Source organism: Devosia sp. (assembly GCF_017744655.1).
Taxonomy (GTDB): Bacteria; Pseudomonadota; Alphaproteobacteria; order Rhizobiales; family Devosiaceae; genus Devosia.
Window position 1 is genome coordinate 201,115 of record NZ_JAGIAW010000003.1, and the last position, 17,649, is coordinate 218,763.

Genomic DNA, 17,649 nt, shown 5'->3' on the forward strand with positions numbered 1-17,649 from the left:
CAAATGGCAGAAAAAAAGGCCGGTCGCGTTTCGCAGGTCATTGGCGCCGTCGTTGACGTGGTGTTCGACGATCACCTGCCCGCCATCCTGAACGCACTTGAAACCACCAACAATGGCCAGCGCCTGGTGCTGGAAGTTGCCCAGCATCTCGGCGAAAATGCCGTGCGCACCATTGCCATGGACACGACCGAAGGTCTGGTCCGCGGCACCGAAGTGACCGACACCGGTTCGGCCATTTCCGTGCCCGTCGGCGACGTGACCCTGGGCCGCATCATGAACGTCATCGGCGAGCCGATCGACGAAGCCGGTCCGATCGTCTCGGCAGCCAAGCGCGAAATCCACCAGGACGCGCCGGCTTTCGCCGAACAGAACCCGGAATCGCAGGTTCTGGTCACCGGCATCAAGGTCGTCGACCTGATCGCTCCCTATGCTCGTGGCGGCAAGATCGGCCTCATGGGCGGCGCCGGCGTGGGCAAGACCGTTCTGATCCAGGAACTGATCAACAACGTCGCCAAGGCGCACGGTGGTTACTCGGTGTTCGCGGGCGTCGGTGAACGCACCCGCGAAGGCAATGACCTCTATCACGAAATGATCGAATCGGGCGTGAACAAGGATCCGCATGAGAACGGTGGCTCGGCCGCTGGTTCCAAGTGCGCCCTCGTGTTCGGCCAGATGAACGAGCCCCCGGGTGCCCGCGCTCGCGTTGCTCTGACCGGTCTCACCGTTGCCGAAAACTTCCGCGACCAGGGTCAGGACGTGCTGTTCTTCGTCGACAACATTTTCCGTTCCACCCAGGCCGGTGCTGAAATGTCGGCTCTTCTGGGCCGTATTCCGTCCGCCGTGGGTTACCAGCCGACGCTGGCGACCGACATGGGCGCGATGCAGGAACGCATCACCACCACGAACAAGGGTTCCATTACCTCTGTTCAGGCCGTGTACGTGCCGGCAGACGATCTCACCGACCCTGCGCCGGCGACCTCGTTCGCCCACTTCGACGCCGTGACCGTTCTTAACCGCGCCATTTCGGAAAAGGGCATCTACCCGGCAGTGGATCCGCTGGCATCCAACTCGCGTATTCTCGACGCGAACGTTGTCGGCCAGGACCACTATGAAGTCGCTCGTGACGTTCAGGCGATCCTGCAGAAGTACAAGGCTCTGCAGGACATCATCGCCATCCTCGGCATGGACGAGCTTTCCGAAGAAGACAAGCTGACCGTGGCCCGCGCCCGCAAGATCGAGCGCTTCATGTCCCAGCCCTTCGACGTGGCCGAAGTGTTCACCGGTTCGCCGGGCGTGTTCGTGCAGCTCGAAGACACCATCAAGGGCTTCAAGGGTCTGGTTAAGGGCGAATACGACCACCTGCCGGAAGCCGCCTTCTACATGGTCGGCACCATCGAAGATGCCGTCAAGAAGGCCCAGAAGCTCGCCGCTCAGGCTGCTTAATTTTGCAACTTGGGCCTGCCGTTCGCGGCGGGCCCAGCGCCTAAGCCCGATCCTGTCGGGTTTTCTCCGCTAAGGGACCAAAAAAATGGCTGAAGGCCTCAAGATCGAGATCGTGTCGCCCGAACGTCTGCTGGTTTCGCAGACCGTGCAGTCGGTCAGCGTGCCGGGCACCGAGGGCTATTTCACGGTCATGGCGGACCATGCGCCCTTCATGACCACGCTGCGTCCTGGCTTCATCACCGTGACCGGCGACAATTCCGCTGAAATTTTCTTCGTGCGCGGCGGCTTTGCCGACGTCTCGCCCACCGGCCTGACGATCCTTGCCGAAGAATCCGTACCCTTCACCGAGTTCGACCACTCGGACCTGCAGGCGCAGATCAAGGCTGCCGAGGAAGAGCTGGCCCGGGCCGAAACGCCTGAGGACAAGTCCTATGCCCAACAGTTCGTCAGCGCCCTGCTGAACCTGGCGCTCGAAGCCCAGCAGCTCAATGAAGGTCACGTTCATTAAGCCTCGGGCTCTGCCCAAAGTTCTTTGAAAAGGCCGCTCCCGCGAGGGGGTGGCCTTTTGTTTTGGCCGCCGCGGACCGTGCCTAGAAATTGAGCAAGTTATTGGTGTTGCGCGGTTTTGATCCTGCGGCAAACTTCAATTAACGTTTCTGCCTCAGTCTTTCGGCAACGCGGCGTTGGGACGCCGGTGTTTCGGGGACACACATGCTTTCCATCCTCAGCCATCTGCGCTTGACCGTGGTCATCGCGGCCATGTCGATCATCGGCATTCTCCTTGCCGGCGTCACCATTCTGGGCGCTCTGTTCGTCACCCTCTCCGGTACGGTCAGCAGCGATGCGCATGACGCCATCCGCTCGTCGACGCGCATTGCCGCGCAAATCTTTCAGGTCAACCTGCCCAATCTCGAAGTGGTCGTGGACGCGACCGGCAATGTCGAGGCGTTGACCGGCCGCAGCATGCCCCGCTTCCGCACCAATGATATGATCGATGCCATCGCCGGCGTCGCCGGGCAGCATGTCGCCATCTATGTGCTCGATCCCGAACAGTCGCCGGATTTTCTCGTCGGTACGACCAGTCTCACCAATGCGGCGGGCGAACGCCTGGTTGACCAACCTATCACGGCGGGTTCGCCCATCCATGCAGCGCTTGTGGCCAACGGTTCGTTTACGACCGATGGCGACATCGCGGGCGAAGGCTACTTTCTCCGCTATCAGCCCATTGCCAAGGAAGACGGCACGGTCATCGGCGCCCTGATGGTAGCCGTGGCCCGGGCGCCGATCGAAGCGGTGCTCAATCGCTCCATGCTGGTGCTGTCGGGCATCGTGGCGCTGGCGGTGCTGGTGCTCGGCCTGACTGCCTTTCTGGTCTCTCGCGCCATTACCAAGCCGATTCCGCGGCTTTCTGAAGCCATGGCCGCCATTGCCGAAGGCGATCTCGACCACGCCATTCCCTATCTCGAAAACGGCAATGAACTTGGGCTGATGGCGCGCACGGTGGAAGTGTTCCGCAGCAATGCAGCGCAGAAGGCGGCGCTCGACGCTCAGGCCCGGCAGCATCTGATCGAAGCTGCCGACCATACCGGCCAATTGCAGGCTATTTCGCGCTCGCAGATCGTCGTCGAGTTCAATCTCGACGGCACGGTGGCATCAGCGAACGAGAATTTTCTCAATCTCCTCGGCTATCGCCTCGACGAGATCGCCGGCAAGCCCAATGCGCTCTTCCTGTTCGATGCGACCCCGCAGAGCGAAAGCTACAAGCAGTTCTGGCGCGATCTCGCGGCTGGCGAGTTCAAGAGCGGCGAATATCGGCGGCGTTCGCGTGATGGGCGCGAAGTCTGGATCCAGAGCACTTTTACACCGATCTGCGATGATGCCGGCCAAGCCTATAAAATCGTGCAGTTCGCAACCGATGTCACCGCGCGAAAGCAGTCCGTCGCGGCGCTCGGTGCCGGCCTGAAACAGCTCGCCGATGGCGATCTGACCGGCGGCATCGCGACGCCCTTCCCCGCCGAATTCGAAGACCTGCGTCTCGCGCTCAATGGAACGGTCGAGCGCTTCGCCGATGTCATGCAGCAATTGCAGATGACGGCAAAGTCGTTGCGCGTCGCCGGCGGCGAATTGCTGAGCGGGGCCAATGATCTCTCCGACCGCACGACGCGCCAAGCCGCAACCATCGAGCAGACGTCCGCCGCCATGGAAGCGCTGGCCGGTACGGTGGTCCAAAATGCCGGCCGCGCCGAAGAGGCCGCGCATCAGACCGCCTCCGTCGCCACGGTGGCCCAGCAAAGCGGTACGGTGATGAGCGAAGCGACTGAGGCCATGCACCGCATCACCCACTCGTCCGGCCAGATCGCCAATATCATCGGGCTGATCGACGATATTGCCTTCCAGACCAATCTGCTTGCCCTCAACGCTTCGGTGGAAGCCGCGCGGGCCGGCGAGGCGGGCAAGGGCTTTGCCGTGGTTGCCGTCGAAGTCCGGCGTCTCGCCCAATCGACGGCCCAAGCTTCATCCGAGGTCAAGCAATTGGTTGAAAAGAGCGGCAGCGAGGTGAAAAGCGGCGAGGAACTGGTGGCAGCGGCGGGCAACAAGCTGATGCAGATGCTCGATGTGATGCAGCAGAATACCGAACTCGTCGGCGCCATCGCCCGCGCCAGCCGCGAACAGGCGGCCGCCATCCGCGAGGTCACTTCGTCCATTCACACGCTCGACGAAGTCACCCAGCACAATGCGGCCCTGGTGCAGGAAACCCATGCCGCCATCGAGCAGACCGAGGCCCAGACCCAAGCCCTCGATCGCATCGTCGATATTTTTCAACTGCAGGAGTCCGGACCGTCCCGCGTTCGCAACGCGGCCTGATCAGGCCAGCGCTGCGCTCACCAATGCGCGGGCATGCAGGTCCGTCGTATCGAAGACGGGCAGGGGGCTGACGGCATCGTCGATCAGCATGCCGATCTCGGTGCAGCCCAGAATGACCGCCTCGGCGCCCCGCGCGGCGAGGCGGGCAATGGCTTCAATATAGATCTTTCGCGACTCCTCGCGGACGATACCGCGGCAGAGTTCATCATAGATGATGCCGTTGAGATTGGTGCGATCCACTTCGGGAATAAGTGCGGTGAGGCCGCGCTGTTCCAGCCGCTCGCGATAAAAGCCCATTTCCATGGTGAAGCGCGTACCGAGAAGCCCCACCGTTTTGTAGCCATCGGCAAGCAGGGCATCGGCAGTCGGATCGGCAATGTGCACGAAGGGGGCGTTTACGCCCTGCATCATTTGTTCGGCAACCAGATGCATGGTGTTGGTTGCAAGCCCGATCACCTCGGCGCCGGCCGCTTGCAGCCGCAGCGCCGAGCGGTTGAGCAGGGCGCCGGCCTCGTCCCATTTGCCCGCCGATTGCAGCTCGGCAATCGGCGCAAAATCGAGTGAATCCACCAGCACCGGCGCCGAATGCAGCCCACCGCGCCGCGCCGCCGTCTCCTGGTTGAGAATGCGATAATAGTGAGCCGTCGATTCCCAGCTCATGCCGCCGATAAGGCCAATGGTCTTCATGGGTTCTTCTACGCGTGGGTAAAGCGTTGCGGGATGTCGATAAAGGCTTCGACAACCTTTTCATAGGCTTCGCGCTTGAACGGCACAATGAGGGACGGCGTGCGCGACAGGCGCTCCCAGCGCCAGGCGTCGAATTCGGCGTGAAACTTGCCGCCGCCAGGCGCGGCCACATCGATATCCCCATCGTTGCCGGTAAAGGCGAAGGCGAACCAGCGCTGGCGTTGCCCGCGGTATTTGCCCTTCAGCGCCTTGCCCAATTGCTCGTCGGGCAGGTCGTAATAGATCCATTCCGGGGCCTCGGCGAGGAGGCTGACGGACGAGATACTGGTTTCTTCATAGAGTTCGCGCAACGCGGCGCGCAGCGGGTCCTCTCCCGCATCGATCCCGCCCTGCGGCATCTGCCACGGCGCGTCATAGTCGGCCGATTTTTCCGGGTCGTCCGATTTGCGACGGCCGACAAAGACATTGCCCTCTGCATTGAATACGGCAATACCGACGCAGTCGCGATAGGGAAGGGATTCTCGGCTCGGAATAGAGGACATGGTTTTCGGTCAGTTCTGTTGGCGCCCAGCGGAGCAAAGCTAGCCAGTCTCTGAGACGCTATTGCATCAGCGCGCTGGCGGGGACCAGTGCGATACCCTTGCCATCAAGGCCGGCCGACCATTCCGACACGGCCTGGATGGAAATGGGCAATGCGCTGACAATACCGATTGCGCTGCCATGTTCCATGGCTTCGGCTTCAAGGCTGTCCAGCGCTGAGAGAATAGATGAACGTGCAGGATTGGCGTCGATCAGCATGCTGGCCCGTGCATAGGGCACCTTGTTGGCGCTGGCGAGTTGGGCCGAAACCGAGCGATTGGAGGAGCCATCGTCGATATAGCCGACGCCGCGGGCGCCCAGCTCTTCCATCACCGGGCCGAAATCGCCGGCCGAGGCGGTGAAGCGCGCACCCATATTGTTGATGATGCCAAAATAGCCGCCAAAGCGCGCCATAAGCCAAAAAAGCTTTTCGAGGTTTTCGCGCGGCGGCTGGCCGGTCAGCAGAGTATGCGGGCCGGGATCGTTCTGCGGAAAATCGAAGGGTTCCAAGGGCACTTCGAGCATGACTTCGTGGCCGCCGCCGCGGGCGACGGCAACGGTCTTTTCGAGCGCCTTGCCATAGGGCGCGAAGGCCAGCGTCACGAGATCGGGCAGCTGGGCAATGGCGTCGAGCGAGCCCTGCTCGTTGATGCCAAGCCCGGTGACGATCAGCGCGATGCGCGGCCCGGTGCCGGCGCTCGCAGCTTCAAATGGGTGGTGATAGGTGGCAAACGGGGTCTGGCCGGTGCCGGAAATGCGCGGAATGGGCCCATTGGCCGTTTCCTCGCTGAGTTCAGGCACGATGCCGAAGGCGTTGGGCGCCGAATGCGCCTCGGCCGTTGCCGTATCTGCGGCTGGGGCGGGCACGACGGTGATCGAGCCATCGGCTGGATATTGCTGAGGATCGGCGGTGATGGTGGCGGGGCCAGAGGCGACGGTGTCGGCGACGCTATTGCCCACCTGAGAATTGACGATGCCCGCTTCCTGGCTGGGTCGTCCGCCCGTCGGGTCGTCAACCAGAACCAGCCTGGCGACCGTGCCAATGGCAATGACGCCGATCAGGCCGAAAAGGATGCGCGCGATCGGCAGGTGCGGACGCCCCAAGGCATTCTTGAGGCGCTGACGGCGACCGGTCAGGGGCGTACTCAAATCATTGGCCATCGGCAGTCCGGCCCTACCCGAGAGAGAAATAAAATGGGGGCGCAGCGGCGAATCAACCCGTTGCGCCCCCAGTCTAGCACGGCTCAGCCGTTACTCCGCCTTCGGCGGATAGGCGGCGTTGGTCTCTTCGCCGTTGATCAGCTTGATCGCATATTGAAGCTGGGCGTCGTCGGCGGCTTCCTGCGGCACATAGACCGAGGAGCCGACGGTGCTTTCTTCCTGGCCTTCGATGGTGATGTGACCGGCAAGCCCGGCTTCGCCGACGATTTCGTCACGGCCCTGGAATTCGGCCGGCACCACCTGGCGGATCTCGATATCGGGCGTGATGCCGAGGGCCTGGATGGAGCGGTTGTCCGGGGTGTAGTAGCGGGCCGTGGTCAGGCGCATGGCGCCATCGGGGCCGAGCGAGATGATCGACTGCACCGAACCCTTGCCGAAGGAACGGGTACCGACGAGCGTGGCGCGCTTGTGGTCCTGCAGCGCCCCGGCGACGATTTCGGAAGCCGAGGCCGAGCCGCCATTGATCAGCACCACCAGCGGCACGTCCTTGAGCTGTTCGTCGAGCGGATCGGGCTCGGCGTCATAGCGGGCGCTTTCCTGCTCGGTGCGGCCACGGGTCAAGACCACGGCACCCTGCTTGAGGAAAGCGTCGGCGACATAGACGGCCTGGTCGACGAGACCGCCCGGATTGTTCCGGAGGTCCAGAATGATGCCCTTGGGCGCCACGCCGTCGCGTTCGGCGTAGATATCCTTGATGGCGTTCTCGATGCCGATATAGGCCTGGGCCGAGAAGCGGGCGAGCCGCAGCACGGCGACGTCGCCTTCCATGGTCCAGCGCACGGCGCGCATGGCGATGGTAGCGCGGGTCAGCTTGAATTCGAGCGGCTTGTCGACACCCTCGCGGGCGACCGTCACCGTGATATCCGTACCCACCGGGCCACGCATCTTTTCGACGGCCTCGTCGAGCGAGAGGCCCTGGATGGAGACGCCATCGAGCTCGATGATAAAATCATTGGCGAGAATCCCGGCGCGGGCGGCCGGGGTATCGTCGATGGGCGAGATGACCTTGATCGTGCCCTCTTCCATGGTGACTTCGATGCCAAGGCCACCGAATTCGCCCGACGTGTCCTGGCGGAATTCATCGGCATCCTGCGGCGGCAGGTAGCCCGAATGCGGGTCGAGCGAAGTCAGCATGCCCTGGATGGCGGCGCGGATCAGCTCCTGCTCGTCCGGGGGATCGACATATTCGGCGCGGATGCGGTCGAAAATCTCGCCGAAGAGATTGAGATCGGCATAGATCTGCAGGGGATCGCGCGGTTCCTTCTTGAGCTCTTCGGCTGTGGGCTCGGGCTGCTCGCCACTCGGATTGGGCTCTTCCACCGGCGTTTCGGGGGGCGGCGGCGCGTCCTGCGCCAGAATCCCCACGGTCGGGATGAGCAGCGCCACACCAAGGGCGGCGGCGCGAAGGGTGGTCAAGCGCATGGATTACTATCCCGTCTGTTGTTCGCTCGGGGCCCACCAGCTTTCCGGGTCGATGGGCTCGTTGTTCTGTCGCAATTCTATATAAAGCGTCGGCTGGGCGTTGCCAGCATTGGTGGTCACGGTCCGCCCAATTGTGCGTGATCCCATCTGTCCCAGCGGTTCGCCCAAAAGGACGAACTGCCCGATATCGACTGAAATGGTTTCAAGCCCGGCAAGCAGGGTCGTGAAGCCCTGGCCGGTATTGAGAATGACGATCTGGCCATAATTGAGGTAGGGGCCCTTATAGAGCACCCAGCCATCGGCCGGGGCCACCACCTGCGCCTCGGCGCGGGTGACGATGGACTGGCCCTGCGAAATGCCGCCAAAGCCATCCCCGGCGCCAAACTGCACCACGGTGACGCCATTGGCCGGCTGGGCGAGGTAGCCCTTGGCCAGCGGGAAGGGCACGGCCGGCTCGGTGCGCGCCGCATTGGCAAAGGCGAGCGCAATCGCTTCGGGCGAAAGCTGCGGCATGTCCGGCTGAGCCGGTGCGCTGCCGGTCTGAGTCTGGTTGGCGCGGGCCGAGAGGGCGTCGATCAGTTCGCGCAGCGTGCTGGCGCGTTCGGCAAGATCGACCGCCGCCTGTTCCTCGGTGCTCAATTGCGCACCCACCTGCTCGATGCCCTGTTTTCGCGCCGCAATCAGCGTTGCGATGCGCAATTGCTCTTCCTCGAGCACGGCATAATTGGCCTTGAGGGTCGCTTCTTCGGCTAGCGCCTGTTCCTTGATCGCCATCAGCGATTTCAGGTCCGCACCCACCGTATCCGCCCGCTCGCGCAGTTGCGGCACGATGGCGGCGATCAGCATGGCGCCGCGGGCCGAGCCCAGGGCGTCGCTGGGGTCAACGATCAGGGCCGGCGGTGGATTGAGCGAAATGCGCTCGAGCGCTGCCAGCACATTGGCGATCTCGGCATCGGCGCCATCGAGCCGGCCGCGCACTTCCAGCTCCTCGACGATGAGATTGGAAAGGCGCTCTTCGACATCGGCCACTTCGATTTCGGCCAGTTTTACCCGCTGGCCGGCGGCAATGAGGGCGGCGTTCTGGCGGGTGCGGTCACCCTCCATTTCGGCGATCTCGGCTTTTAGGGCATCGATCCGCTCGCGGCTCAATTGCAGCGAGGCTTCCACTTCCTCGAGATCGGCAGCGTTATTGCGCGCCGTTTCTTCGCCATCGGCCGGAGGCGTCGTCTCGGTCGGCGCAGCTTCGGTTGCTGGGGCAGTTTCGGTGGAGGCAGGCGTTGTCGGTGTTGCCGCGGGAGTGGTCGCCGTCGCTGCTGGTGGAGTGGTTGCGGCAGGCGGCGTTTCGGTCTGGGCAAGCAGGGGCAAGGCAAAGCCCCCGGCGAGCACGATGCCGCCGAGCGTGGCTCTGACGATGCTATCCGGCCAAACCGGCATGAAAACTCCTGGGCCCAGCGGCTTGCCGCATGGCGCACCGAATCACTCAGAGGCGAGATTAGCAAAGGGCAGGAAAACTGCAGGTTAACGATGCTTAACCATAACTCTCCGCACCCGTTCGCGCTGCCTATGGGGCGGAGGTGCCGGAATTGTGGCGCTCAATCACCGCGGTGATAGGGGTGACCGGACAAAATGGTCGTCGCGCGATAAAGCTGTTCGGCCAGCATGATGCGCACCAACTGGTGCGGCCAGACCATCGGCGAAAAGCTCAGCGACAGGTCGGCGCTTTTCACGAAATCGGGGTCAATGCCGTCCGCCCCGCCGATGACGAAGGAGACGGCGGGCCTGCCTTCGTCGCGCCAACGTCCAAGCAGCCTGGAAAAAGCTTCAGAGCCCAAGGATTTCCCGCGCTCATCGAGCGTCACCAGAATGCCATCGGGCAAGGCGGCGCGCAGCCCCTTTGCCTCTTCGACCTTTCGGGCGGCAGCCGAGCCGGCGCGTGATTCATTGAGTTCGGTGACATCGAAGCCGCTCAGGGCCAGAGGCTTTCCCGACGCAGTGGCTCGATCAAGATAGCGCGAGACAAGCTCGCGCTCGGGGCCGGATTTCATCCGGCCCACGGCCACAATGGCTATGCGCATGGGTTTTCCCTATGCGCCGGCTCGCGGCCGGCGCCTGGATTAGTGAGCGTCAGCGGAGAAATCCGCCTGCCACATCTTCTCGATATTGTAGAATTCGCGCACTTCCGGACGGAAGATATGCACGATCACATCGCCCGTATCGACCAGCACCCAATCGCAATGGGGCAGGCCTTCCACGCGGGGCTTACCAAAACCATGCTCGCGCAGGGCGCGGATGATCTGGTCGGCAACGGCACCGACATGGCGCTGCGAGCGGCCCGAGGTCACGATCATGTGGTCGGCGAGCGAGGACTTGCCGGTGATGTCGACCGACACGGTCTCTTCCGCCTTGGCGTCTTCGAGCGTGTTGAGGATCAGTTCGACGGCCGATTCGACCGAAGGCGCAGCAGCGGCTGCAGAGGCGGAAACAGTGTTATTGGGCAGCGCGGCCATCAGAAACGGCCTTCCGCCCATGCGCGAGCATGAGTCATGCGATTAGTCAGCATCCTTGGTTGTTGATCGGAATATTGCGGCGTCTTGGCGAACGGCAAGCCGTCAGTTCCTGTTCCGAAAACAGCGATCATTTCCCTGAATATGCGCGTTTTTCGTCTTTTCCGCAAGATGAAGGGTAAAATCTCAAGTTTTATGACGTTTGGCCGCCCGAATTGCACTTGAGGAAAGGCCCGATTGCCGCCCATGGAGATAGACCCAGGCGGGGGGCGGCAGGTTTGCCAGAACCGGCGCATCCTCCTGGTCGATCTGCCCGTGGGCCAGTGCCAGAGCGGCCCGCGACGCCAACGCCTTATTGGACGAGCCCGGCCGCGCATAGACCGCGATAGGCAGCGTGTTCGCGATATCCTGCCAGCGTTCCCAGCGATGGAAATCGGCAAGGCTGTCTGCGCCCATGATCCAGACAAAGCGCCTGTCAGCCAGCGAGTGCCTCAGAAAACGCACGGTCTGCCAGGTGTACCGAAACCCCTTCTGCGCCTCGAACCCGGTGACGCGAATACGCGGATTGTCGATCAGCGCGCGCGCCGCCTGCACACGGTCGGCCAGCGGGGCCAGTTCGGAGTGGTTTTTCAGCGGATTGCCGGGGGTCACCAGCACCCAGAGCGCATCGAGCTCCAGCCGGCGCATGGTCTCTTCCATTACCAGCACATGGCCGGCATGGATGGGATTAAAACTGCCGCCGAAAAGGCCAATGCGCATACCGCTGCCGGACGGCGGCAGGTCGGTTATGCCGGGAATGCGGATGGCCGTATGCAAGGTCACGTCAGGGTCGGAGCTGCCCATTGCCGCGCACGCGGTATTTGAAAGAGGTCAACTGCTCGACGCCCACCGGCCCGCGCGCATGCATCTTGCCCGTCGCAATACCGATCTCGCCGCCAAAGCCGAACTCGCCGCCGTCGGCAAACTGGGTCGAGGCGTTGTGGACGAGAATGGCGCTGTCGATCTCGTTGAAGAATTTTTCGACCGCCACAGGGTCTTCAGCAATGATCGCCTCGGTGTGGTGGCTCGAATACTTTTCGATATGAGCGATGGCCGCTTCGACGCTGTCGACCACCTTTACGGAGATGATCGCATCCTCGTATTCGGTCTTCCAATCCTCTTCGGTCGCCGGCTTTGCCTCGGCGATCAAAGATTGAACCGTCGCATCCCCGCGAATTTCGCAGCCTTTTGCCACCAGCGCATCGATGATCGGCTTGAGGTGCGTGGCAACCACATCCTTGTGCACGAGCAGCGTTTCCGCCGCCCCGCAAATGCCGGTGCGGCGCATTTTTGCGTTGAGGGTGATGGACACGGCTTTGTCGAGATCGGCCGAGCGGTCGATATAGACATGCACCAGGCCTTCAAGGTGCGCAAAGACCGGCACCCGCGCTTCGGCCTGCACGCGGGCCACCAGCGATTTTCCGCCACGCGGCACGATCACGTCGATAGCGCCACCGAGCCCGCCCAGCAGTTCGCCCACGGCAGAGCGATCCGTCGTCGGCACCAGTTGCACGCCGTCTTCCGGCAGACCTGCAAGCTTCAGGCCCAGCCGCAGACAATCGACCAGAGCACGCGACGAGTGCACACTGTCGCTGCCGCCGCGCAGAATGACCGCGTTGCCCGACTTGAGACACAGCGCACCGGCATCCGCCGTCACATTGGGCCGGCTTTCATAGATGACGCCGATGACGCCGAGCGGGGTCCGCACGCGCTCGATATGGAGGCCATTGGGCCGGTCCCATTCGGCAATGATCGAACCGACGGGATCGGGCAGTTCGGCAATGGTGCGCAGCGCATCGATAATGCCGTCGAGCCGCGCTTCGGTCAGCAGCAGCCGATCCTGAAACGCCTTGGTCATGCCCTTGGCTTGGGCATTCTCCATGTCGACCGCATTGGCGGCGAGAATATCCGGCTTGTGATTGCGCACGGCCTCGGCCGCGCCAATCAGCGCCGCATATTTGCGTTCAGCGCTTGCCGTTGCGAGCTTGCTCGCGGCAGCCCGAGCCTTGCGGCCAAGCTCAAGCATCAGCGTCGGAATATCGTTGGAGGCGACTTCAGCAAGGCTCATTGATGCAATTCCTCCAGCGCCGCCGTCAGCACCATATTGTCGCGATGGATCAGTTCCGAGCGGCTGCCCACGCCGAGCAGTTCGACAATCATGTCGCTGCGCTTCCCCATGGCGAGGCGCGCATCTTCACTGTCGAGACCCACAAGGCCCCGTGCCAATTCGCGCCCATCGGGATCGATAATGGCAACGGTATCGCCGCGCTCGAATTCGCCCGAAATTTTCGTCACACCAATCGGCAACAGCGAGCGGCCCTGCTTCAGCGCACTCGTCGCGCCGGCATCGACCTGAAGCGTGCCGGCAACCGTGAGCGTCCCCATGATCCAGCGCTTGCGAGCCTGCGCCCGCGAGCGGGCAGGGTGAAATAGCGTATGGCGGCCGCCTTCGGTCAGCATTTTTAGCGGATGCATTTCCGTGCCCTTGGCAATCACCATGGCTGTCCCGGCAAGCGTCGCAATCTTGCCGGCTTCGACCTTCGTCGTCATGCCGCCACGCGACAGATGGCTCGCAGCGCCGCCCGCCATGGCTTCAATGGCCGGCGTGATGCTTTCCACCACCGGAATATGCTGCGCATTCGGGTCTTTCGCCGGCGGCGCCGTATAGAGCCCGTCAATGTCCGAGAGCAGCACGAGGCAATCGGCCTCAATCATGGTCGCGACACGCGCCGAGAGGCGGTCGTTGTCGCCATAGCGGATTTCCGCCGTCGCCACGCTGTCATTCTCATTGAAGATGGGGATGGCGCCGAGCCCAAGCAGGGTCGTCACCGTGGTCCGCGCATTGAGATAATAGCGGCGCTCTTCGGTGATGTTGGGGGTGATGAGAATCTGCCCCGTGACGATATTGTGCCGCGCCAGCGCCTCGGCCCAGGCCTGCGACAGGGCAATCTGCCCCGCGCTCGCCGCCGCCTGCGATTGCTCCAGTGTCAGCGACACCGCCGAAAGCCCCAGCAGCCCACGCCCCAGCGCAATGGCGCCCGAGGAGACGACGACGATATCGCGTCCCTCGGCCTTCAGCGCCGCAATGTCTTCGGCGAGATCGTCGAGCCATGCCTTGCGCAGTTTACCGGTTTTGTCGACCAGCAGCGCCGAACCGATCTTGATGGTAATGCGCCGATAGGGCGCCAGCGCATTGGCTGACATCAGGGGGTCCACTTCTCTTCGGTCTTGGGCGCGAGGGCTGCGGCTTCTTCAGCACGGGTCTCGTCGATCACGCCGAGCACGTCATAGAGCACCTGCTCGACGCCTTCGCCCGTTGCACCCGAAATGGCGCGCACTTCGGCCTTGCTGACCTTTTTCAGCGCCTTCATCTTGGCCTTGAGCTCTTCGGGCGTCAGGGCGTCGATCTTGTTGAGCACGACGATTTCGGGCTTGTCCGCCAGCACATCGGCATAGGCCGCCAGTTCATAACGCACCGCCTTATAGACATGTGCCACGTCTTCATTGGTGCCGTCGATGAGGTGAATGAGCACGCCGCAACGCTCGATATGGCCGAGGAAGCGATCGCCGATGCCAATGCCTTCGCTGGCGCCTTCAATGAGGCCCGGAATGTCGGCAAGCACGAATTCACGCTCACCGGCACGGACCACACCAAGGTTGGGGTGCAGCGTCGTAAACGGATAATCGGCAATCTTGGGCTTGGCCGCCGAAACAGCCGCCAGGAAAGTCGACTTGCCGGCATTGGGCTGGCCGACAAGACCCGCGTCTGCAATCAGCTTCAAACGCAGCCAGATGCCCTTTTCGAGGCCCGGCTGGCCGGGATTGGCGTGGCGCGGGGCCTGATTGGAGCTGGTCTTGAAATAGGCATTGCCAAAACCGCCATTGCCGCCCTGCAGCAGCACGACGCGCTGGCCGATTTCCGTAAAATCGGCGATCAGCGTTTCCTGGTCTTCCTCGAAAATCTGCGTGCCCTTGGGCACGCGCAGCACGATGTCTTCACCATTGGCGCCGGCGCGGTTCTTGCCCATGCCATGGACGCCCGTCGGCGCGCGAAAGTGCTGGGCATAGCGGAAGTCGATCAGCGTATTGAGGCCATCGGCGCAGACAGCCACGACGTCGCCGCCGCGTCCGCCATTGCCGCCATCGGGGCCGCCGAACTCGATGAACTTTTCGCGGTGAAAGCTGACAGCGCCGCCGCCGCCATCACCGGACTTGATGTAGATCTTGGCCTGATCGAGAAATTTCATGTGCGTCGTGCCTTCCAGACGCCAAGCGTCAGTTCTGTGTCGATATGCTCCACCTCGGCGTCGCGCGCAAGGCAGAGCAGCCAGCTTCGTCCGCTTTGGGTAAAGCCCAGCTTCTGCTGAATAGCGAGGGAAGCCAGATTGAAGTGAAAAACGCCGGAATAGACCACCGGCGCATTGGTGGTGTCGAAGAACCAGTCGAGGCAGGCAATCGCCGCCTCGGTCATGATCCCGCGACCCCAAAAGGGCTTGCCGAGCCAATAGCCGATGACGGGACCATCGGGGCCGGGATGGAAGCCGATATGGCCGACATAACCCTCGCCCTTGATCTCGATGGTAAAGTTCGCATCGTCCGCCTGGACATCGCTGTGTCGTGTGCGTAGCCACGCCTTGGCGTCCGAGAGGAAATAAGGAAATGGCACCCGCGCCAGATTTCCCGCTACCTCAAAGTCATTGAGGTAGCGCGCAATAGCCTCGGCGTCCTGCGCGCGCGGGGTGCGCAGGATCAGTCGTTCCGTTTCGATGATCGGCAGCATCATCGGCAAAAAAACTCCGTCAGGCGCATAGATCACTCCTTCTCGCCCGCCAGTCCGCGCGGCTCAGCGCCGTCGTCACGTGCTCGACATTGTGCTGCAGCGCCTGGGAGAAACGCATTTCCCGCCCCGTCGCCACAAAGCCCAGCTTGGCCTTGAGCTTTAGGGACGCGACATTGTTGTGGTGGGCGCTCGACCGAATGGTTTCAGCGCCTGTGCCGTCAAAATGCCAGTCGATCAGCGCGGAGGCCGCTTCCATCCCATAACCCTTGTGCCAATGCGGGCGCGATATCCAGAAGCCGAGTTCGGAAACCAGCGTCACGCAACCGATCAGCCCCTTTTTCTCATGCTCGATGATGAAGAAGGCTTTTTCGGGCGTTGGGGTTGGCGCCATGCGCAAAAACTCCTGCGCCATGGAGAGCGTATAGGGCCATGGGACAGGGGTCAGCCATTTTGCAACGGCGAATTCGCTGACGCCCAGGGCGTAGCAGGGCGCGTCCTCTGGCCTTGGCGCGCGCAGGATCAGCCTTTCGGTATGAAGCTCGGTCATCTCTCGCCAAACTCCAACCGCATGAGCACCATGGTCTGGCCGGCAAGGTTGTTCGCCGCCTCGATCGCTTCGCCGGTCTCGGTGAAGCCGGCTTTTCTGAGGACATTGCGCGAGCTGACATTTTCCTTGAGCGCGCGTGAGCGCAGGGCGGTGGCGCCCGCCGCTCGTGCCTCTGCCACCAAGGCTCGTGCCGCTTCGCTGGCATAGCCCTGGCCCCAAAAAGCCTCGCCCAGCCAGTAGCCAAGTTCAGGAACCTGACCATCGGCAAAATGGAGCCCGACCACGCCGATAAATGTGCCGTCTACCTCGATGGCAAAGCAGGCTTCCTCGGCCGTCGGTACGATCTCTTCAACGAAGAATTCGGCGTCGCTCAGCGCATAGGGAAAGGGAAGCCGCGCCATCCAGCGATGGACGTTTTTATTATTGGCGAGTTGAGCGATTGCTGGAGCATGAGCCATGGTCGGCACGGTCAGCACTAGGCGTTCGGTGCGGATCGAGGCGGGCAGGCGGTCCTTGATGGTGGTCATGCGAATGCTCCAGAAACGAAAAGGGGAACCGGTTGACCGGTTCCCCTTCGCAAGTCTGGTGTGTCGCCAAACGCCGCCGGGAACTGGTCACCGGCGGGTTAGTCGAGCCTGCCGGGTTATTCGGCGGCCTCTGCCGGGATGACAGACACGTGTACTTTATTGTTCGCACGGGTGCGGAACGCGACGCTGCCATCAACCAGAGCATAGATCGTGTGATCCTTGCCGAGGCCAACACCGGTGCCGACAGCCCACTTGGTGCCGCGTTGACGGATGATGATGTTGCCGGCGACGACAGCTTCGCCACCGAACTTCTTCACGCCGAGACGACGGCCAGCGGTATCACGACCGTTGCGGGATGAACCGCCTGCTTTCTTATGTGCCATGGTCTAGCTTCCTCTTATTCTTCGGTGGCCTTGGGAGCGGCCTTCTTGGCCGGGGCCTTCTTTGCCGGCTTTTCAGCGGCTTCGCCTTCAGCAGCAGCGGCCTTCTTGGGCGCAGCCTTCTTCGGTGCGGCCTTGGCTTCGGTTGCCTCAGCGGCTTCAGCCTTGGGAGCAGCCTTCTTGGCCGGGGCCTTTTCGGTCACGGCGTCTGATGCTTCGGCCTTGGCAGCAGCCTTGATCGTCGGCTTGGCGCCGCCGGTCAGAATTTCGGTGATACGAACGGTGGTCAGCAGCTGGCGGTGACCGTTGCGGCGACGCGAATTGTGGCGACGACGCTTCTTGAAGATGATGACGGTCTTCTGCTTCTTGGTTTCGACCAGCTCGGCAGCAACGAGTGCGCCTTCAACCAGCGGAGCGCCGATCACGTCGCCAACCATCAGGACTTCGTCAAAGGTGACGATGTCGCCGGCTTCGGCGTCGAGCTTTTCGATCTTGATGACGTCATTGGCAGCAACCTTGTACTGCTTGCCGCCCGTCTTGATGACTGCAAAAGTCATATGCACAACCGAACGTTTTTTGCGCTCGGTCCCTTTTCTGTCGCGCCCTGCGGCACCGCGGCTTTCATGCCTTTTCCGCGGTTTTCAAGTCTGGGGCC

The 17,649-nt window shown here is 62.4% G+C and carries 19 protein-coding genes; 3 read left to right on the plus strand and 16 right to left on the minus strand.

Annotated elements, in window-relative coordinates; all coding sequences use genetic code 11:
* The first annotated feature begins 3 nt into the window (after positions 1-3).
* The 3 genes from atpD to J7557_RS08785 all read left to right on the plus strand — a co-directional run bounded on the left by atpD (position 4) and on the right by J7557_RS08785 (position 4,308).
* On the plus strand, positions 4-1,443 hold the full coding sequence (atpD, locus tag J7557_RS08775) for a F0F1 ATP synthase subunit beta (RefSeq protein ID WP_291419374.1): 1,440 nt from the start codon (positions 4-6) through the stop codon (positions 1,441-1,443).
* 85 nt (positions 1,444-1,528) lie between these two features.
* A complete protein-coding gene (locus J7557_RS08780; RefSeq protein WP_291419375.1) occupies positions 1,529-1,951 on the plus strand; it encodes a F0F1 ATP synthase subunit epsilon in 423 nt (140 codons plus the stop codon).
* 203 nt (positions 1,952-2,154) lie between these two features.
* Positions 2,155-4,308, plus strand: a complete 2,154-nt coding sequence (locus tag J7557_RS08785; protein WP_291419377.1) for a methyl-accepting chemotaxis protein — start codon at positions 2,155-2,157, stop codon at positions 4,306-4,308.
* On the opposite strand, the gene J7557_RS08790 is transcribed toward J7557_RS08785, so the two are convergent.
* From J7557_RS08790 to rplU, 16 genes are all read right to left on the minus strand, one after another.
* The gene (locus tag J7557_RS08790; RefSeq protein WP_291419379.1) at positions 4,309-4,995 is read right to left on the minus strand and encodes an aspartate/glutamate racemase family protein; all 687 of its coding nucleotides are present in this window, start codon (positions 4,993-4,995) and stop codon (positions 4,309-4,311) included.
* An 8-nt stretch (positions 4,996-5,003) separates the two neighbouring features.
* On the minus strand, positions 5,004-5,537 hold the full coding sequence (locus J7557_RS08795) for an RNA pyrophosphohydrolase (protein ID WP_291419381.1): 534 nt from the start codon (positions 5,535-5,537) through the stop codon (positions 5,004-5,006).
* A gap of 58 nt (positions 5,538-5,595) precedes the next feature.
* Entirely contained in the window at positions 5,596-6,735 is a 1,140-nt protein-coding gene (locus J7557_RS08800; RefSeq protein ID WP_291419383.1) for a divergent polysaccharide deacetylase family protein, read from the minus strand.
* 90 nt (positions 6,736-6,825) lie between these two features.
* Entirely contained in the window at positions 6,826-8,217 is a 1,392-nt protein-coding gene (locus J7557_RS08805) for a S41 family peptidase (RefSeq protein WP_291419385.1), read from the minus strand.
* A 6-nt stretch (positions 8,218-8,223) separates the two neighbouring features.
* Positions 8,224-9,651: a peptidoglycan DD-metalloendopeptidase family protein gene (locus tag J7557_RS08810; RefSeq protein ID WP_291419387.1), complete on the minus strand. Its 1,428-nt coding sequence runs from the start codon at positions 9,649-9,651 to the stop codon at positions 8,224-8,226.
* 158 nt (positions 9,652-9,809) lie between these two features.
* Positions 9,810-10,292 (minus strand): 23S rRNA (pseudouridine(1915)-N(3))-methyltransferase RlmH, encoded by a 483-nt coding sequence (gene rlmH, locus J7557_RS08815; RefSeq protein ID WP_291419389.1) that lies wholly within the window; start codon positions 10,290-10,292, stop codon positions 9,810-9,812.
* Between the two features lie 39 nt (positions 10,293-10,331).
* Positions 10,332-10,724: a ribosome silencing factor gene (gene rsfS, locus J7557_RS08820; RefSeq protein ID WP_291419391.1), complete on the minus strand. Its 393-nt coding sequence runs from the start codon at positions 10,722-10,724 to the stop codon at positions 10,332-10,334.
* 183 nt (positions 10,725-10,907) lie between these two features.
* Positions 10,908-11,543: a nicotinate-nucleotide adenylyltransferase gene (locus J7557_RS08825; protein WP_367272880.1), complete on the minus strand. Its 636-nt coding sequence runs from the start codon at positions 11,541-11,543 to the stop codon at positions 10,908-10,910.
* A gap of 1 nt (position 11,544) precedes the next feature.
* Complete coding sequence (locus tag J7557_RS08830; RefSeq protein WP_291419393.1) at positions 11,545-12,828, minus strand: glutamate-5-semialdehyde dehydrogenase; 1,284 nt, start codon at positions 12,826-12,828, stop codon at positions 11,545-11,547.
* Complete coding sequence (gene proB / locus J7557_RS08835) at positions 12,825-13,964, minus strand: glutamate 5-kinase (protein ID WP_291419395.1); 1,140 nt, start codon at positions 13,962-13,964, stop codon at positions 12,825-12,827. Before proB ends, J7557_RS08830 begins: the two co-directional genes overlap by 4 nt.
* Positions 13,964-15,007 (minus strand): GTPase ObgE, encoded by a 1,044-nt coding sequence (gene obgE / locus J7557_RS08840; RefSeq protein ID WP_291419397.1) that lies wholly within the window; start codon positions 15,005-15,007, stop codon positions 13,964-13,966. Before obgE ends, proB begins: the two co-directional genes overlap by 1 nt.
* Complete coding sequence (locus J7557_RS08845) at positions 15,004-15,543, minus strand: GNAT family N-acetyltransferase (RefSeq protein WP_291419399.1); 540 nt, start codon at positions 15,541-15,543, stop codon at positions 15,004-15,006. The genes obgE and J7557_RS08845 overlap by 4 nt, the downstream gene beginning before the upstream one ends.
* 16 nt (positions 15,544-15,559) lie before the next feature.
* Positions 15,560-16,087 (minus strand): GNAT family N-acetyltransferase, encoded by a 528-nt coding sequence (locus J7557_RS08850; RefSeq protein ID WP_291419401.1) that lies wholly within the window; start codon positions 16,085-16,087, stop codon positions 15,560-15,562.
* Positions 16,084-16,614, minus strand: a complete 531-nt coding sequence (locus tag J7557_RS08855) for a GNAT family N-acetyltransferase (RefSeq protein WP_291419403.1) — start codon at positions 16,612-16,614, stop codon at positions 16,084-16,086. Before J7557_RS08855 ends, J7557_RS08850 begins: the two co-directional genes overlap by 4 nt.
* A gap of 116 nt (positions 16,615-16,730) precedes the next feature.
* Entirely contained in the window at positions 16,731-16,997 is a 267-nt protein-coding gene (rpmA, locus tag J7557_RS08860) for a 50S ribosomal protein L27 (protein ID WP_092426362.1), read from the minus strand.
* 14 nt (positions 16,998-17,011) lie between these two features.
* Positions 17,012-17,551, minus strand: a complete 540-nt coding sequence (gene rplU, locus J7557_RS08865; protein WP_291419405.1) for a 50S ribosomal protein L21 — start codon at positions 17,549-17,551, stop codon at positions 17,012-17,014.
* Between the last annotated feature and the right edge of the window lie 98 nt (positions 17,552-17,649).

What these genes read in the sequence shown, in the direction of transcription:
- rpmA (WP_092426362.1), bottom strand. Translation starts at nt 16,997, where the DNA reads ATGGCACATAAGAAAGCAGGCGGTTCATCCCGCAACGGTCGTGATACC.
- rlmH (WP_291419389.1), bottom strand. Translation starts at nt 10,292, where the DNA reads ATGCGCATAGCCATTGTGGCCGTGGGCCGGATGAAATCCGGCCCCGAG.
- J7557_RS08855 (WP_291419403.1), bottom strand. Translation starts at nt 16,614, where the DNA reads ATGACCACCATCAAGGACCGCCTGCCCGCCTCGATCCGCACCGAACGC.
- J7557_RS08810 (WP_291419387.1), bottom strand. Translation starts at nt 9,651, where the DNA reads ATGCCGGTTTGGCCGGATAGCATCGTCAGAGCCACGCTCGGCGGCATC.
- J7557_RS08780 (WP_291419375.1), top strand. Translation starts at nt 1,529, where the DNA reads ATGGCTGAAGGCCTCAAGATCGAGATCGTGTCGCCCGAACGTCTGCTG.
- J7557_RS08785 (WP_291419377.1), top strand. Translation starts at nt 2,155, where the DNA reads ATGCTTTCCATCCTCAGCCATCTGCGCTTGACCGTGGTCATCGCGGCC.
- atpD (WP_291419374.1), top strand. Translation starts at nt 4, where the DNA reads ATGGCAGAAAAAAAGGCCGGTCGCGTTTCGCAGGTCATTGGCGCCGTC.
- proB (WP_291419395.1), bottom strand. Translation starts at nt 13,964, where the DNA reads ATGTCAGCCAATGCGCTGGCGCCCTATCGGCGCATTACCATCAAGATC.
- J7557_RS08845 (WP_291419399.1), bottom strand. Translation starts at nt 15,543, where the DNA reads ATGATGCTGCCGATCATCGAAACGGAACGACTGATCCTGCGCACCCCG.
- J7557_RS08850 (WP_291419401.1), bottom strand. Translation starts at nt 16,087, where the DNA reads ATGACCGAGCTTCATACCGAAAGGCTGATCCTGCGCGCGCCAAGGCCA.
- J7557_RS08800 (WP_291419383.1), bottom strand. Translation starts at nt 6,735, where the DNA reads ATGGCCAATGATTTGAGTACGCCCCTGACCGGTCGCCGTCAGCGCCTC.
- rplU (WP_291419405.1), bottom strand. Translation starts at nt 17,551, where the DNA reads ATGACTTTTGCAGTCATCAAGACGGGCGGCAAGCAGTACAAGGTTGCT.
- obgE (WP_291419397.1), bottom strand. Translation starts at nt 15,007, where the DNA reads ATGAAATTTCTCGATCAGGCCAAGATCTACATCAAGTCCGGTGATGGC.
- rsfS (WP_291419391.1), bottom strand. Translation starts at nt 10,724, where the DNA reads ATGGCCGCGCTGCCCAATAACACTGTTTCCGCCTCTGCAGCCGCTGCT.
- J7557_RS08830 (WP_291419393.1), bottom strand. Translation starts at nt 12,828, where the DNA reads ATGAGCCTTGCTGAAGTCGCCTCCAACGATATTCCGACGCTGATGCTT.
- J7557_RS08795 (WP_291419381.1), bottom strand. Translation starts at nt 5,537, where the DNA reads ATGTCCTCTATTCCGAGCCGAGAATCCCTTCCCTATCGCGACTGCGTC.
- J7557_RS08805 (WP_291419385.1), bottom strand. Translation starts at nt 8,217, where the DNA reads ATGCGCTTGACCACCCTTCGCGCCGCCGCCCTTGGTGTGGCGCTGCTC.
- J7557_RS08790 (WP_291419379.1), bottom strand. Translation starts at nt 4,995, where the DNA reads ATGAAGACCATTGGCCTTATCGGCGGCATGAGCTGGGAATCGACGGCT.